Origin of the sequence: Micromonospora sp. NPDC049523, from assembly GCF_040676775.1 — a bacterium.
In the GTDB taxonomy this organism is placed as follows: Bacteria; Actinomycetota; Actinomycetes; order Mycobacteriales; family Micromonosporaceae; genus Micromonospora_G.
Genome location: NZ_JBFAPP010000007.1, coordinates 351,293 through 367,383, shown reverse-complemented (window position 1 = coordinate 367,383; position 16,091 = coordinate 351,293). Strand labels below are relative to the sequence as shown.

10 protein-coding genes are annotated in these 16,091 nt (G+C 71.1%); 2 read left to right on the top strand and 8 right to left on the bottom strand.

What is annotated here, in order from left to right:
- Nucleotides 1-43: 43 nt before the first annotated feature.
- From AB0J90_RS13870 to AB0J90_RS13840, 7 genes are all read right to left on the bottom strand, one after another.
- Entirely contained in the window at nucleotides 44-748 is a 705-nt protein-coding gene (locus AB0J90_RS13870) for a hypothetical protein (RefSeq protein WP_363595621.1), read from the bottom strand.
- Nucleotides 749-966: 218 nt separating this feature from the next.
- Nucleotides 967-1,626, bottom strand: coding sequence for a response regulator transcription factor (locus tag AB0J90_RS13865; protein WP_363595619.1), 660 nt, complete (start codon nucleotides 1,624-1,626; stop codon nucleotides 967-969).
- Entirely contained in the window at nucleotides 1,614-2,903 is a 1,290-nt protein-coding gene (locus tag AB0J90_RS13860; RefSeq protein ID WP_363595617.1) for a sensor domain-containing protein, read from the bottom strand. The genes AB0J90_RS13865 and AB0J90_RS13860 overlap by 13 nt, the downstream gene beginning before the upstream one ends.
- Nucleotides 2,904-3,050: 147 nt before the next feature.
- Entirely contained in the window at nucleotides 3,051-3,287 is a 237-nt protein-coding gene (locus tag AB0J90_RS13855; RefSeq protein WP_363595615.1) for a hypothetical protein, read from the bottom strand.
- Between the two features lie 188 nt (nucleotides 3,288-3,475).
- On the bottom strand, nucleotides 3,476-7,810 hold the full coding sequence (locus AB0J90_RS13850; RefSeq protein WP_363595689.1) for a S8 family serine peptidase: 4,335 nt from the start codon (nucleotides 7,808-7,810) through the stop codon (nucleotides 3,476-3,478).
- Nucleotides 7,811-8,351: 541 nt separating this feature from the next.
- Entirely contained in the window at nucleotides 8,352-9,584 is a 1,233-nt protein-coding gene (locus AB0J90_RS13845) for a sugar efflux transporter (protein WP_363595687.1), read from the bottom strand.
- 111 nt (nucleotides 9,585-9,695) lie between these two features.
- A complete protein-coding gene (locus AB0J90_RS13840) occupies nucleotides 9,696-10,400 on the bottom strand; it encodes a hypothetical protein (RefSeq protein ID WP_363595613.1) in 705 nt (234 codons plus the stop codon).
- Between AB0J90_RS13840 and AB0J90_RS13835 the strand changes: the two genes are divergently transcribed.
- The gene (locus AB0J90_RS13835; RefSeq protein WP_363595691.1) at nucleotides 10,297-10,623 is read left to right on the top strand and encodes a hypothetical protein; all 327 of its coding nucleotides are present in this window, start codon (nucleotides 10,297-10,299) and stop codon (nucleotides 10,621-10,623) included. The two genes, AB0J90_RS13840 and AB0J90_RS13835, sit on opposite strands and share 104 nt — an antisense overlap.
- Nucleotides 10,624-10,840: 217 nt before the next feature.
- Here AB0J90_RS13835 and AB0J90_RS13830 read toward each other — a convergent pair whose 3' ends face one another.
- Complete coding sequence (locus AB0J90_RS13830) at nucleotides 10,841-15,019, bottom strand: CHAT domain-containing protein (RefSeq protein ID WP_363595611.1); 4,179 nt, start codon at nucleotides 15,017-15,019, stop codon at nucleotides 10,841-10,843.
- A gap of 197 nt (nucleotides 15,020-15,216) precedes the next feature.
- Between AB0J90_RS13830 and AB0J90_RS13825 the strand changes: the two genes are divergently transcribed.
- Complete coding sequence (locus tag AB0J90_RS13825) at nucleotides 15,217-16,032, top strand: SAM-dependent methyltransferase (protein WP_363595609.1); 816 nt, start codon at nucleotides 15,217-15,219, stop codon at nucleotides 16,030-16,032.
- The last annotated feature ends 59 nt before the right edge of the window (nucleotides 16,033-16,091 follow it).

Sequence of the window (16,091 nt, the reverse complement as noted above, 5' to 3'; positions counted from 1 at the left end):
ATCTATCCCTTTGATGGCTCGTCCGCGTTCTGTGCCCCCGCGTCTATTCCCCGGCCGGGAAGGCGTAGCTCGACGGCGGGTCCGCCTGCTGGGTGGGGGTGCCGTAGACCACGGCGATCTCGTCGTGCGCGTGCAGGATGATCCCCGCCGGGTTTCCGGTGGCGGGCTTGCCGTTGACGTACGCCTGGAGCACCTTGCCGTCACCCGCGTGGAGCCCGCCGATCTGGTCGGCCGACAGCGACACCTGCCACTCGGTGAACAGCTGTCCCAGGCTGAAGTCGGCCTGCACCGGCGATTCGATGTGCAGCACGCCGGTGGTGTCGTGGGTGTGCAACGGGCTGATCTGACCGGCGGACTCGTCAATGCCGAGGCTCGCCGGCACCACGACCGGCTGCCCGTCGACGATGACGTCGAGGTGGGCATGGATGTGCTCGACGGTGCCCTCCGCGCCGAGCATGGGCAGCCCGGCCGCGCGTACCTGGGCGCCTGCGTCCGAGGGTGCCGACCACGGCGGTTGGTCCGTGCGTCCCTGGGCGGTCGCGAGAGGTGTGGCCGGGATCGTCTGCGCCGCTGCCCCGTTGTCCGGTCGGTCGAGGGCCACCACCAGGCCGACGGCCACCAGAACCGCCACGACCAGGCCGATCGCCGCGCCGGTGAGCAGGCGCCGCACCCGGCGTTCGCGCTGCCTCGCCCGCTGGGTGGCCCTGCGGGCAGCGGCTGCGCGTTCCTTCCGGCTCTCACTCGACATGTTTCGTCATCCCTCACATACGTGCGCATGAAGCACCAAACCGGGCTCCTCGGCCGACGGCTCGGCGACCACCCGCTCAGGGTGTCTGCCCGCGCCCGGACCCGGTGGGCCGGGTCGCGCGGCAGGTCCAACGATGCGCGGTGCGGGTGGAAAAACCCGGGGAGTCTCCTGGAGGTTCGTTGAGTGCCGATCAGCGGGCGGGACCCGCCGCCCGATCGTCAGCCTCGGCGGCGGGCGTCCTCGAGGTAGCGCAGCACCGCGGCGACCCGGCGGTCCGCGCGGTCGGTGGGCGCCAGGTCGAGCTTGGCGAAGATGCTCCGGATGTTCTTGTGTACGGCGCCGTCGGTGACGACGAGCCGTTCGGCGATGGCACCGTTCCCGAGCCCTTCGGCCATCAGCGCCAGCACGTCAAGCTCCCGGGGGCTGAGCCGCTCCAACGGCGTGGCCGGTCGGGTCCGGGCCAGCAGTTGGGCGACCACGTCCGGGTCGATGGCGGTTCCCCCGCCCACCACCCGGTGCAGTGCGTCCAGGAACTCCTGTACCCGACCGACGCGCTCCTTGAGCAGGTAGCCGAGGCGGGCGCTGCCCTGGGCGAGCAGGTCGGTGGCGAACGCCTGCTCGACGTACGCCGACAGCACCAGTACGGCCAGCTCCGGTTGCCGGCGCCGGGCCTCGACAGCCGCGACGATTCCTTCGTCGGTGTGCGTCGGCGGCATCCGGACGTCGACGATGGCCACGTCCGGAACGTGTGTGTCGATGGCGGTCAGGAACTCGTCGGGTGTGCCGGTGGCGGCCACCACGTCGAGCGACTCCGCCCGCAACAGCAGGGCGAGACCCTCGCGCAACAGCGGGTCGTCTTCGGCGATCACAATCCGCATGGCAGGCTCACCATCAGGTCGGTGGGACCGTTGACCGGGCTGACCAGCGCGAACGTCCCGTCGTGCGCTTCGACCCGGCGGCGGATACCGATGAGTCCCGAACCGCCGTGCTCGTCGGCCCCACCTCGGCCGTCATCGGTGATCTTCACAACCAGTTGATCCTCACGGCGACGAAGCTTGACGATGGCGTGTTCCGCCTTGCTGTGCCGGGCGATGTTGGTGAGCGCCTCGGCCACCACGAAGTAGGCCGTCGCCTCGACGGACGCGGCGCACCGGTCCGACATCTCGGCGTCGACCCGGCAGGGCACCGGGCAGTCGGCGGCGAGGGCGGTCAGGGCGTCGGAGAGGCTGCGATCGGTCAGCACCGGCGGCAGGATGGTCCGTACGACCGCGCGCAGCTCGGCGAGCGCCTGCTCGGCGGCGTCCTGGGCCCGGTCGATGATCGCCTCGGCGTCGGACGGGTCACGCCCCAGCGCACGCCGCGCCGCACCGAGCAGTACGTTGACGGCGACCAGCCGGTTCTGGGTGCCGTCGTGCAGTGACCGTTCGATCCGCCGCAGCTCGGCGGCGTGCGCGTCCAGGGCAGCGGCCCGCGTCGCGGTCAGTTGCGCGACCCGCATGGTGAGGTCGGCACCGGGATCGGGCGACAGCAGACGTCGCCCCGGCCACGCCTGTAACCGGGCCAGGTACGGCGTGAGGGTCACCAGCACGACGAGCCAGCCCAGTCCCATCAGGCTCACCACGAGCGCGCCAGGCAGGTCCTGCACGTGCACGAGCGCCAGCGTGTCGGAGGCCTCCGACGGTGGTACGAGGTACCACCACAGGGGGAGGGTGCCGTTGGTCACCACGTAGAGCGGCAGCGTCGCCCCGGACAGGCCGAGAATGAAACCGAGGGTCGCGTGGCACACCACCCAACCCAGTTCCCGGTGGATCGCGGGATCCCGCACGGCGGCTCGTAGCCGGACCGGTACCGGCTCGGGGCCGATGATCTCCGGCCCCCAGCGGGAGAGCCGGGCACGTTCCCGGTCGGCGACGACGCGCAGCACCCGTAGCGCGACAGGTATCAGGAGCAGGCCGATGCCGAGGAGGGACAGCAGCGCGACGACGACCAGACAGATCAGTGTCACCAGGGCCAGCAGGCCGGTGCCCAGCCCGCCGACGAGGTGTTCGAGGGCGTCCAGGGCGGCGCGGGAGCGGACGCTCGCCGCCTGTCGCCAGCCCTGCCTCGTCACCGGCGGTGTGCCGTCGCGAATGTCGTACGCGCCGGGAGTCGGCATCGGTACCTCCGTGGTCGGAACGGCTGGCGGGAATCGGAGATTTCGATGACTCGCAGACCATACGACACCGCTGACGCGACCCTGCCGGTCACACCGTGGACACCCGAGCCGGGGTATAGCCAGGGGTACCACCCGGGGGACGGCTGGTCATCGACGCCGGTGCCGGTAGTGGTCGACGATCAGCGCGGTGGCACAGGCCACCGCAACCAGCCCGAACCCGGAACCGACGAACACGTTGGCGCCGGCAGCGGAGGCCACCACGTTCGCGGCGGCGCTGAATACCAGCAACAGCCACAGCACGGGACGGATCTTGTCCCGCGTGCTCGGCGCCCGTACGGGCGCGGTCGTGTCGGGCGATTCGGCGGATTGACTCGGGTCGGGCATGGCGTACTCCTCGGGTGGTCGGCGTTGTGGGTGCCTCAACGCTAGGAGTCGCCGTCACCGGGGACGATCCAGCCAACGAGTCAGTTGTGGTACAGCAGGCTGTACCACCCGGGCGATTCCGCTGATGCCGATACGGCGGTGGCCGCCGACCCACAGGGGGTCGACGGCCACCGGTATCAGGGGGGTGATCAGATCCCGCCCACGCGCGAGTCGCAGGCCGTGACCGGATCGAGGGTGATGTCCAGGGTCGACACGAAGCCGGCCTGGATCTGTTGCTGGTGCACCTCGGGGATCCAGCCGTCCTTGGCCACGATCACCTGGTACTTGCCCTTCGGCAGCCAGTAGGCGTAGTGCCCCTGGCCGTCCGCGGACAGGGTGTAGCCGCCGTCGGCGAGGTTCAGCCGTACCGTCGCCTTGACCGGTACGCGTTCCCCGTCGCAGGTCTGGCCGGTGACCGTGCCCTGGACCTTGCCCCAGTTGTTCGGCGCCGAGACGTTCAGCTCGACGTCGACCGCCGGCACCGCGTACGGGGTGTCCGAACGCAGGGCCAGTTCCGAGTGGTAGGTGCCGGGCTGGTCGATCCCCTTCTCCGCGGTGGCGGTCAGGGTCAGCGTGACCTTCTTCGACGCACCCGGTGCCAGCGTGAAGTCGGCCGGCGTGGTGGCCAGCCACGGCGCATCGCCCGCGCCGTCGCAGTCACCGAGGTCACCGAGCCGCTCGGACTCCTTGCCGGGAGTTCCCGGTGCCGGAGCACCACCCAGCTTGTACGCCCCGCACGCCAGCGCACCCCGGTACACCGGGAAGCCGACGTTCGGCAGTGCCTGCCAGGCGTTCGTGGCCGGGTCGTAGGCCACGGTCCGGTTGGTGAGCCCGGACGAGTTGCCGGTCACCCCACCCGCGATCACCAGCAGGCCGCCCGCGGCGGCGTACTGCGAGCCCCACAGGTCGATCGGCAACTCGGGCAGCGCGGTCCAGGCGTCGGCGGCCGGGTCGTAGGAGAACCCGTCCTTGTACGACGTCCCACCGGCCACGCCACCGGCGCAGTACGCGCTGCTGCCGATGCCGCCGCAGGACATCCACGCCACGCTGTGCGGGTACTTCGCACCGGTGCTGAAGCTGGCCGACGCCGGGTCGAAGACGACCACGTTGTCCGACGGCGTGCAACCACCGTCGGCGCAGCCACCGACCAGGTAGACCTTGCCGTCGATGACCGCCGTGCCGGCGGCCGCGCGGGCCGCGGGGTTGGTGGCGTCGAGCGTGCTCCAGGCACCGACGGCCGGGTCGAACACGTCGACCGTGGTGACCGGTGCGCCGCTGTCGCTCCAGCCGCCGAGGAGGTAGATCTTGTCGTCGACCACGGCGGCCGCCGACTTCCCTCGCCCGGTGGGCAGGTCCGGCAGGTTGCTCCAGGCGTTGCTCTCCGGGTCGTACACCCAGGCCTTCTTCTCGGTGCCGGTGCCGTTCGCACCGCCGAAGGAGTAGACCTTGCCGCCCACGGTCGCACCGGCGTTGTCGAAGACCGCCGACGGCATGTCGGCGATCCGGCTCCACGCGCCCTCGGCGGTCGGGCCGGCCGCGGCCGGCCCACCGGTGACGCCGGGGTACCTGGCCCCGTTCTGAGCCGGGGTCAGGCCCTTCATCAACCGCTCGGTCAGTGCCGCCCCCGGCTTGGAGAGCAGCTCGAACTGACCGGAGCGCTCCAGCACCTCGACGTTGGCCGGGGCGCTACCGGTGTTCTTGACGGTCACCGTGGTGGTACGGGTGCTGCCGTACGGCTGGTGTGACTCGACCGTGGCCGGCCCGATCGTCAGCCGGCCCGACTTCAACGCGAAGTCGGCCTTCCGGGTTCCGTTCGCGACCACCGTGACGCTCTTCGCCAACGGCTGGTACGGCGCCTTCGCGGCACTCACCGAGTGGGCGCCGGTCAGGCTGGAGAAGAACCAGTAGAAGCCGTCACCGATGTTCGGGTCGTCCGGCGTCGCCACCGACACGCCCTTGTCCAGCGGCTGGTCCGCGCTGCTCACCGTCGCACCGTTGATGGCGGCACCGGTGTTGGCGTCGGTGGTGAAACCGGTGACCAGGCCACCCGGGATCGGGGTGCAGATCCGGTTGATCAGCTGGAGGTTGTCCAGCTGCCACCACCAGGAGAAGCTGCCGGCGTACCGGAACCGGATCACCGCGTTCGCGCTGCCGGCGGCCGGGGTGAGCGGTACCTCCTCCACGACCGGCCCACGCCGGCTGGCGCTCTGGTGCCAGACGTTGGTCCAGTTCTCGCCGCCGTCGGTCGAGACGTCGATGTCGGCGGTGTTGTTGCCGCCGGTCAGCCACATGTCGCTGTTGAACTTCAGGTACGGCGCGCTCACCGCGGACAGGTCCAGTACGGGACTGCGCAGGTCGGTGTCCTGCGTCGGACCGTTGCCGAGGTGGTCGCTGTCGACGATGGCGAAGCCGCCGGTGCCGCCGGTCAGGTTGCCCCGGTTGCCCTCGTCGACGAAGGCCCAGCCGCCGCCGTCGGTCCGGTTGACCACCGACCAACCCTCGGGGGCGGAGGTGCCGTCGAAGGTCTGGGTCAGCAGCGGGTCGCCGACCGAGGGGGAGTAGCCGGCGACGGTGCAGCCCGGGTCGACCGGCACCGCGATGTTGGCCGTGGTGGCACCGACACCGAGTTCCAGCGTGGTTTCCACCTGCCGGTAGCCCGGGTAACGCGCGGTCGTCTTGACCTTGTAGGCGGTGTTGCCCGGCACGGTGAACGAGTACGTGCCGGTGCTCGGGTCGGTGAACACCGGCCCGCCCGGCCGGCCGGGCACCTCGATCGAGGCGTACAGCGGCCAGCCGTGACCGGAACCGTCGGTGACCTTGCCGGTGACGGTCACCGGCGGGGTCTCGACGAGCGCGAAGTTCTTCGTGACCACGCCACCCTCCGGAACCGTCAGGGTGACGGTCTGGTCGGCGTAGCCGTAGGCGCTGGCGGTGACGGTCTGCTCGCCGGCCGCGACGGTCAGCGAGTAGGTGCCGTCGGCGCCGGTGGTCGCGCGGCGCGGACCGGCGGTGACGGTGGCGCCGGCCAGGACAGCCCCGGTGGCGCTGTTGGTGACGGTGCCGGTGGCCTGCCCGACCGGGCCGCGCGGTGCTGCGGTGACCGCCTGGTACGCGTTGAGCCGACCCTCGCCGAAGATGTTGTTGTCGTCGACGGTGCCACCGCAAGCGAGCGCGTCGACGTCGGTGGCGGTGTCGTCGAGCAGCGCCTCGGTGGCGGGGACGTCGCCGCGCAGGGTCGGTGCCGCCGACCAGATCAGCGCGACGGCCCCGGAGACGTGCGGGGCGGCCATCGAGGTGCCGTTGAAGTTCGCGTACCCGTTGCCGGGAACGCTGGAGCGCACGTTGGAGCCCGGCGCCGAGACGTTCGGCTTGGTCAGGCCGTTGACGCTGGGCCCGCGGCTGGAGAAGTACGAGATCGCGTTGTTCACGTCGTACGAGCCCACCGCGTACGCGTTCGGGCTGTCACCGGGGGAGTTGGCCGAGCCACAGCCCGCCTCGCCGCTGTTGCCGGCGCTGAAGCTGGGGAAGATGCCGGCGGCGCGCCAGGCCACGATGGTCTGCTCGTACCAGGGGTCGCCCTGGCCTCCGCCCCAGGAGTTGTTGACCACGTCCGGGTGCAGGTCGGGCCGGGGGTTCTGGCCGTTGAGGTCGGTCGGGGCGAGCACCCACTGACCGGCGGCGAGCAGGGAGGACTCGGAGCAACCGAGCTGGTTCTCGCAGCCCTTCGCGGCGATCCACTTGGCGCCGGGTGCGACTCCGATCTGGTTGCCGGCGCCGTCGTCACCGACCATCGTGCCCATGGTGTGCGTGCCGTGGTCGATGTTGTCGCACGGGGTGTCGTTGGCGCAGACGCTGGCCGGGTCGAACCAGTTGTAGTTGTGGTCGAAGCTGCCGTTGCCCAGGTTGCCGCGGTACTGGCCGACGACGGCCGGGTGGTCGTACTGGACGCCGGTGTCGATGTTGGCCACGACGATGCCCTCGCCGCGGTCACCGTACTCGGACCAGACGCGCGGCGCCTCGATGTTGCTCAGGCCCCACTCGACCGCGTTCGGGCCGGTCTTCGCCGTCGTCTTGCTCGGCGTCGGCTTGATCAGCGGATAGATGTGGACCGGCTCGATCCGGGCCACCTCGGCACGGGCGGCGATCGAGTCGACCAGGGCTTTGTCGCCACGGACCTGGAGCGCGTTGGCGATCCAGTACGCGGTGTACTCCGCCTTCTTCGCGTCCAGGTCGGCGCGCAGTCCGCTCTGGGTCCGGGTGGCGGTACCGGTCAGCTGCCGGTGCACCTCGACGGCCTTGGCGTCGCTGTCGCGCAGCTTCGCGGCACCGTCCAGTTTGGCCTGCTCGCGCAGGAACACCATGAAGCTGGTGCTGCCCTTGGCGCTGATCTCCTTGAGCACCTGGGCATCGACGGTGGCGCTGGGCGCGGCGGGCGCCGCGTACGCCGGTTGGGCCGTGACACCGAGGACAACGGCCGCCAGGATGGCGACCGATGACCGGAGTCTGAATCGACCCCCGCCTCGGCGTGTCTGTCGTACTGACACTCTTTCCTCCCCACTTTTCGGTGACCCGATCGCTCGGAGCACCGATGGAGGCAGCTCCGGGATGTCCGGTGCCACCGGTCGTGTGGGAGCGAACCCAACGATCGATGGACGTCCCCACGACGACTTCGATCATGTTCGGTGGATCTCTGTTGCTGATCAAGACACGTTCGCGGGCAGCATTCGGGCAGATATTGGGCGGAATATAGTCATCCGCACGGTGGGTGACGGATCGTACGGACGGCTACGCCGGTCGTACGACCGTGTCGGCGACCTATACCGAAGGTACGACCGGTCACGCCGAGGGGGAGTGGGCGCAGTCGATTCAGCCCATTGGCCAGCGCAAATTCGTACGATGGCGCAGGAGTCGGTATGGGCTGCTACTACCGAAAGGCGGGTGCCGGGATGCTGTGTACGCGATCGACCGATGTGGACGCAGAGCGATACCCAGATCCAGGCGTGTTTCGGGCGAGCCGCCAACATGTCACGACGCGGGTTGCCGTGTCTGAAGGGCCGGGGGTCGGGTGATCAGAAGGATCAACAGGCCGGCGGCGCACAAACCCGTACCGATCCCGTACGCGAGCCGCAGGCCGAAGTGCTGGGCCAGCCCGAACAGCGGGCCGGCCAGGATCGCTCCGATCGGGAACGTGTTGGTGAACAGGGTCGTGGCCCGCCCCGGCTGCCGGGGCAGCAGGTCCTGCATGTACGAGATGCCCAGCCCGGAAACCGCCGCGATGAAGACCGCGTTGAGGATCTGTGCGACGGCCAGCATCGACACGCTCCCCGTGAGCGCCGCGCAGACGTGGTACGCGACACCGGACCCGGCGCCGACGAGCATCAGCACACGCAGGGGGAACCGGGTCGTCAGCACGCCGAGGCCGAGCATGAGAGGGATCTCCAGTGCGGCGCAGAGGCCGAGGATGAGGCCCGCGTCGTCGAGATTGCCGTCGAGGTTGCCACTGACGAACAACGGCAGCGTCTGCAGGCTCAGCGTCAGCGGACACTGCAGCAGCGTGAACGCGACCGCCGTCAGCAGCACGGTCCGCCGCGACGCCTCGACCATGCCGGGAACATCGGGGGTGGGTTCGCCATCGGGGGCAATCGGCGCGGTCGATGCGGTGGGCGGATCGAGTTCGTCGAGCCAGAAGACCACGACCAGTGCCACGGCCGCGTACATCAGCGCGGCTATCCCGTACAGGTAGGTGAAACCGCCGACGTCGATCAGGAACGCGGCCAGCGGCGGCCCGGCCACCCAGGCCAGCGAGAACACCGTACGCAGGGCGTTGGTTCCCATCGCGGCCCGGCCGGCGCCGTCGCGGGTCAACAGTTCGCGGGCGTACGCGAACGTCTGCGGGAACAGTGCCCCGGCCAGCGACGTCGCGGTCACCGTCAGCGCGAGCAGGACCCAGTAGTCGCGTACGAAGGCGGCCACTCCCATGCCGATCACGCCCGCCACCGACGTGCCGATCAGCAGTGCCCGCCGGATCGGCCGCCGGTCGGACAGCCGCCCGACGAGGGTCGACGCGACCACACCCGCGATCGGGGTGACGATCAGGAACACCGTGATCCGGACCGGACCGGCGTGCACGGCCGTGCTCAGGAACAGCGAGAGGAACGGAACCGCCACGGCGGTGGAGATGCCGACGCCGAGGGTGACCAGCCCGAGGGCGAGCAGCGCGGGGGGACGGCGTCGCCCAGGTCGGGCAAGATCTGGCATCACGGACGGCACTGTACGGTCCCGCACCGGGCCGGCGAACAGCCGATCCGCGATGCGAGCGGTCCCGAACCGGCCCCAGGTGTCCCCCGGCCTGCTAGCCACGCATGGCGGTCACGGGGTTCGGGCTCGGCTGGATGTCCGCCCCGTTCTGACCGCGGCGTGCGGGTGCCGCCGGACCGGCGGCTCGGCGCGCACGGCCCCGAGTCCGCGCAGTTGTGCGGCCGCGCGGCTGCCGGTGGCGGCGGTGAAGGCGACGAGCAGTTGCTCGGGGCCTTCGGCTCGCAGGATCTGACATTCCAGTTCGATCGTGCCGATGGCGGGATGTACCAGTGCCTTGGTGCCCGACCGGCAGATCGCCACCCGTTGTTGCAGCCAGATCCGCTCGAATTCGGGGCTCTGGGCGCGGAGCATGCCGATGAGCCGGTCTGCCTCGGGATCGCCGACGCGTACCGATCTGGCCCTCAGTTCGGCCACCCGGGAGAGGCTTTCCTCCTCGTGCTCCTCGGGCGGATGGACCGATCGCGAGGTGGGGTCGGTGAACCAGCGGTACGTGCTGTTGCGGGCGTCACCGGTGTAGATCGAGTGATCGCCGAGCAGGGCGACGGCCATCGGATTCTGCAGGATGGTCTCGCCGAGCAGCGTCATGACCTGGGCCGGTGAGTCGCCGAGTCCGTCGACGAGCTGTCGCAGCGCGGGAGCGACGTGCCGGCTGATGGCGGAGTTGCGGCAGCTCGGTGGGGCGCTCGGGCGTACGCAGCCGGGCGCGGGTGCGCTGGCGAAGCTGGACGGGCAGTTCCAGCTGATCTGCGGCGGCATGCTGGTGGGCGACTTCGCCAAGCAGACCATCGCCGACTGCGAGCGGGTGGTCGAGGCGATGGCCCCCTACTCGCGCGGGCGGGAGTACCTGAACTTCCAAGAGGAGCCGGTGGACCCGTCGACCGGTTACGACGCCCAGACCTGGGACAGGTTGATCAAGATCCGCAAGACCGTCGACCCCGGCGGACTTTTTCAGGCGAACCACGAGATTCCGCATCTCTGACGACGGAACCGAACCGGCTGGCGGCCGGCTCGGGCAGCGTCCCGGTGACGTGGCCCCCGAGCCGGCCGACCTGCTCGGCGGAGGCGACGGTGGGCGGCTCCGGTTGCCAGGACTTGCGGCCTGCTAGGGCTTACGGCCTGCTAGGGCTTGCGGCCGACGGCACCGAGCCGGTCGATTCCCGGTGGTGGATCACGTCGTGCCACTTCGGACGGTGCGCTCAGTCGAGTCTCGCCTGGTAGTGCGCGATCCGGGCCCGGTGTTCCTCGGTCGGTGCCTCGGCATGGACCTCTCGGGCGAGTACGAGGGCCGCCTGCCACCGCCGACGCGCCCGGCCCGGATGACCCGCGGCCTGCTCCAACCCGGCGATGCGGTCGTTCACGCTCGCCTGCGCCAGCCGGGCGGCGAGGTCTTCGGGGTCGAGCGCGGTCCGGCGTCGCCAGTGCGCCAACGCCTGCCGGTAGTGCGTGCCCGCGAGATCGGGGTCTGCGGCGTCGCGTGCCCAGTCGGCGAGGCGTTCGCAGGACCGGGCCAGGTCGCGGTGGTACCCGCCGTTGCGCGGGAAGCGGTGCACGAGGCCCTGCGTGATCTCCAACGACCGTTCGAGATTGCCGCGTACCTCCTCCGGCTGGCCGTTCGCGGCGGCGTAGTCGGCCATCCGGCGGAAGGCCGTGGCCAGGTCAGACTGCCCGTCGACGCTGTCCGGGTCGGTGTCGGCCAGCCGCCCGGCCAGCGACAACGCGCTCTCGAAATGTTCCCTGGCGCAGGTGAGGTCGTCAACGCCGAGGTCCATGTCGCCGAGTCGCCAGTGGGAGACGAGCAGCCCGCGCTGGTAGGCGATGTTGCCCGGGTCCGCCGTCGCCAGCCGATCCGCGATCGACGCCGCCTCGGCGGTCAGCGCCCGGGCCTGTTCGGCGTCGTCGCCGACGAAGCCGATGATGTCGGCCAGGGCGCTCACACTGTCGAGCAGGTTGCTCAGCAGATCCTGGTTCTCGGCGTCGGCCTGTGTCAGCCGGCGCCAGCCGACCAGCGCCTGTTCGCCCAGTTGCCGGGCCTGCCCCGTGTCGCCCTCGGCGCGGCACACGGCGGTGAGTACGGCGAGGCAGACGGCGAGGTCGTAGTGCGGCATCTCGTTGTCGGGGTCGGCGTCGACCAGTCGCCGCCGGATCTGCAGCGCCCGGTCCGCCGCCTCACGGGCGGACTGCACCTCGCCGCGGTCGAGTGCCAGTTGCGCGATCTTCTGGTAGCTCAGGCCGAGGTTGCGCTGGTAGTGCAGGTCGTCCGGATCGGCCTGGCAGAGGCGCAGGTCGATGGCGAGCGCGGTTTCGTAGTGGTCGCGTGCCTCGGTGGTGCGGCCGAGGCGACGCATCAGCCGGCCCTGACTGTCCAGCGCGGAGCTGAGCGCCACCTGCGCCTGCATGTTCTCGGGTTCGGCTTCGGCGACGGCGGAGACGACGGCGAGCACCTCTTCTCCCTTGACCGCCGCCGCGGCGGTGCTGCCGCTGGCCTCCAGCGCGTCCCGTTCCCGGCCGAGCAGGTCGAGGTAGGCGGGGTGGTCGCTGGGAAAGCCGGGGGTGACGTCGCCGAGGAAGGCCGCGATGGTCAGTTCCCCGCCGAGGCCGGGCAGCAGCGCCTCGGCGAACGTGGCCAACCCGTCGAACCGCCCGGCGGTCCTGAGGTGGTGGACGACCTCGGTGACGGTCTGGAAGTCCGCCCGGCCGGCCTGCATGATCCGCTGGTACATCCTGGTGGCCCGGTCGTGCCGGTGCAGGTGCTCCGCGCCCTGTAGGTGGCTCAGGGCCTCCGCGACCCAGGACTCCACCACCACCCCGTCGCCGCTGGAGACGACCAGCGTGAGGCCGAGCAGTCGGTCGACGTCCGCGGCGACCGCGGCGCGGTCGTCGTCGGCGGGCTCCCGATCGTGTACGGCGAACGCGAGATCGTCGCCGGACAGCGGTACGCGCAGCACCGCGGCCTGCAGCAGCGTCTCGCGTTCCGCCGGGGTCAACAGGTCCAGCAGATCCCCGAGCAGCATGTCCCGGGCAGCGAGCGCGACCGCCTGCCGGGTCGCCTCGGTCGCGTCGGGCGCGCTCGCCGCCGACCGGGCGAGCGTGATGCTCTCCTGCTTGGCGAGCCGGCGCAGGCGTTCGGTCACCTCGGGCAGCCGCGCCCTGCCGGCCCTGCCGCGCAGGAGGGCGTCGACGAACTCGACCAGCCGGGGGTGTCCGCCGACGGTCCGTACCACGGTTTCCCGGTCGTCGTAGGGGAGTTCCCGCAGCGCCGGCAGCCTCAGCAGCAACCGGCGCAGCTCGGCGTCGCGCAGCGGCGGCATCTCGACGCGCAGCAGCGGCACCTCGTGCGGGACGGGATACCTGCTGGTCACCAGGACCTTGCCGCGTTCCGCCGCCCGGCACAGCTCGCCGAAGACCTCCGCGAAGCCCGGGTCGAGGAAGGCGTCGCCGCCGAGGGTCAGGTTCTGCTCGAAGTCGTCGAAGACGATCAGCAGGCGGTGCGTACGCAGCAGCTCGGTGATCGCCGCCAGCGCGGCCGACTGGTCGTCGTGGTCGCCGATGCCGGCCCCGGCGGCGGTGGCGGTGGCGTCCTCGACGAGCTGCGGCGGGTTCCAGCAGCCGGTGTGCACGACGATCGACCACGGGTCCTCGATGTCGTCGCGCAGCCGGTTGATCGCCCGACCGGCCAGGGCGGTCTTCCCGATCCCGGCGACACCGGTCAGGATCACCCCGTTGACCAGCGGCGACTGTCCGGTGGGCGCGACCTCGTCGCGCAGGGTCCGGGTCACGAGCCGCAGCAGCGTACGCCGGCCGACCAGCTCGCCGAGCAGCAGTTCCCGTACGCCGGCACCGGTCGGGAGTTCGGTCGGATTGCTCAGCGGTACGGGTGCCGCCATGGCGTCCCAGAGCGGGCCGTCGGTGGTGGCGAACAGGGTTGCCACGGCGTACTCGGGTCGTCCGGACGAATCGGCCTCCATCGCCTCGTCGAACATCTCCGACCGGGCCTGCGCGAGCGCCGCCGCGACCGGCACGTCCCGCTCGGCGAGTGCCCCGTAGACGCGCATCAGCAGGCTGGTGGCGTAGGCGTCGCTGACCGAGGTCTGCATCGCGATGACGCGGCTGGCGCCGTGTCGCAGCAGGGTCGTCGCGAGCCCGGTGTCGGCGTCGGCCGCCCCGTCGCAGCTCGACAGGACGATCAGGGGGACCGGACGGCCGCCACGGCGCAGCGCGCGTACCAGATCCTCCGCCTGGACCTCGACGGCGTTGCCGTCCCGGTCTTCCAACTCCACCCCGTACGGGGATCCGTGCGCCGACAGGTGCAGCACGTGGTACGCGTCGCGGCGCAGCGCGTCGGCGATCTCCTGCGGGCCGGCGACCTCGAGGATCGTCACCTCGGCCCGGCCGAGTCCGCCGACCATGCCGACGATGGCCTGCATCTCGGCCTCGATGTCCAGTGGTGGGTTCTCGGTGTGTTCGGGTGCGCCGACCGCGACCAGGATCTTCAACGGTCCGGGGGTCGGCGGTTGGGCCACCGCCGCAACGCCCGCGACGGTCCGGGTCAGGCGCACGCCCTCGATGGTGGCGAGCACCCGCTGGTCGGTGAGCCGGATCAGCTCGAACGGCAGCTCGTGCGCCGGGCCGTCGGCGTTGACCACGACATCGATCACCGTATCGTCGTCGGCCTCGGTGACGAGGGTGGTGAGCTGGTCGAGGGAGTCGGCGTCGAACAGTGCCGCCGACAGCCGCTGTCCCAACCGCGCCAGCCGAGCCTCCGCGTCCGGCAGGTCCAGCAGCGACCAGACCTCGTCGCGACCGAAGGGCAGCGGTTCGTCGCGTCGGCACAGTGGCGTTCCGGCGAGTGTCGCGGTGCTGAGCAGCCGACCCTGCGCCACGCTCACCTCCAGTCGCAACTCGTGGTGGGACGCCGGATCCACCGTCCCGCACCGCTTGTGCAGCTCCGCGACCAGCGCGGCGACCGCGCGTTTGCTCAGCGCCCGCAGCCGGTGCAGGGGAGCGCCGTGCGCGGACAGGAAGGCGGGCAGGTCGCGTACCGTGCCGCCGGGCAGCACCACCGGCAGCACGGCGGCGGCGGACTTCTCGTCACCCTCGACCAGTTCCCTGATCGCCCGGGCCGCGTGCCACAGCTCCGGGTGACCACATCCGGCGGGATCGTCGGCGGCCGCCACCTGACGGTAGAGCGGCGAGCCGACGAGCACGACGACGTCGGCCGAGTCCAGTTCGGCGGCGGCCAGCTCCGCAGGCCCGGAGAGCAGCCCCGCGTCGAGACCCCCGGCCCGCAGCAGGATCCAGAGATCCCGTACGGCATCGGTGTGCGTCGCGTCGTCGGGGGCGTGGGAGATGAGGATTCGACCGAGCCCGCCTGTCATGCGCAGCATCATGACAGCCCGGCGGATCACGGCAGCGGACGGGAACCGTTGCCCTGCCTGCCGACGCGACATCCGCCGTGGCCCATAATCGGGCGGGCGGTTCGTCCCACTGTGGTCGGTCGGGCGATGGCCCGGCCGTCCGAGCCGGTCCGCCGCCACCCCCGGCTCGCCCGGGAACCGACTCCGTTGGAGGTGCCGTGAGCGACACGACCAGTCCGGTCAACAAGATCGACACAAGTGTGGTGCACCCCGCCCGCCGGTACAACTACTGGCTCGGCGGCAAGGACAACTTCGCCGTCGACCGCGAGTCCGGCGACCAGGTGGCCGCCGTGTTCCCGACGGCGATGCAGGCCGCCCGGGAGAACCGCAGGTTCCTCCAGCGGGCGGTGGGCTTCCTGGCCGGCGAGGTCGGCATCCGCCAGTTCCTCGACATCGGCACCGGGCTGCCCACGGCCGACAACACCCACGAGGTCGCGCAGCGGATCGCACCGCAGTCGCGCATCGTCTACGTCGACAACGACCCGCTCGTCATGGCCCATGCCCGGGCCCTGCTGACCTCCTCGCCGGAGGGCAAGGGCGCGTACATCGAACGGGACCTGCGCGACCCCGCCGCGATCCTGGACGCCCCGGAGCTGCACGACACCCTGGACCTGCGTGAGCCGGTCGGGCTGATGCTGGTGGCGATCCTGCATTTCGTACGCGACTTCGAGGACCCGTACGGCGTGGTCGCCCGGGTAATCGAGGCGTTGCCGTCGGGCAGCTACGTCGTCATGTCCCACGGCACCTACGACGGGGTGCCGGCGGAGACCGTCGCGGCGCTGGAGCACGCCAACGCCGCCAGCGGCGGGCAGAGCCGGCCCCGCAGCCGGGACGAGTTCGCCCGGTTCTTCACCGGCCTGGAACTGGTCGACCCGGGCATCGTCCCGGTCGGGGAATGGCGGCCCGCCCCCGGCGACCGCGTTCCCGACCCCCTCGACATCTGCATGTACGGCGCGGTCGCCCGGATCCCCTGAGCGCCGCCCGGGGCGCGACCACGGGCACCCGGGGGCGCGCATGATCGCTAGGCTGCGGA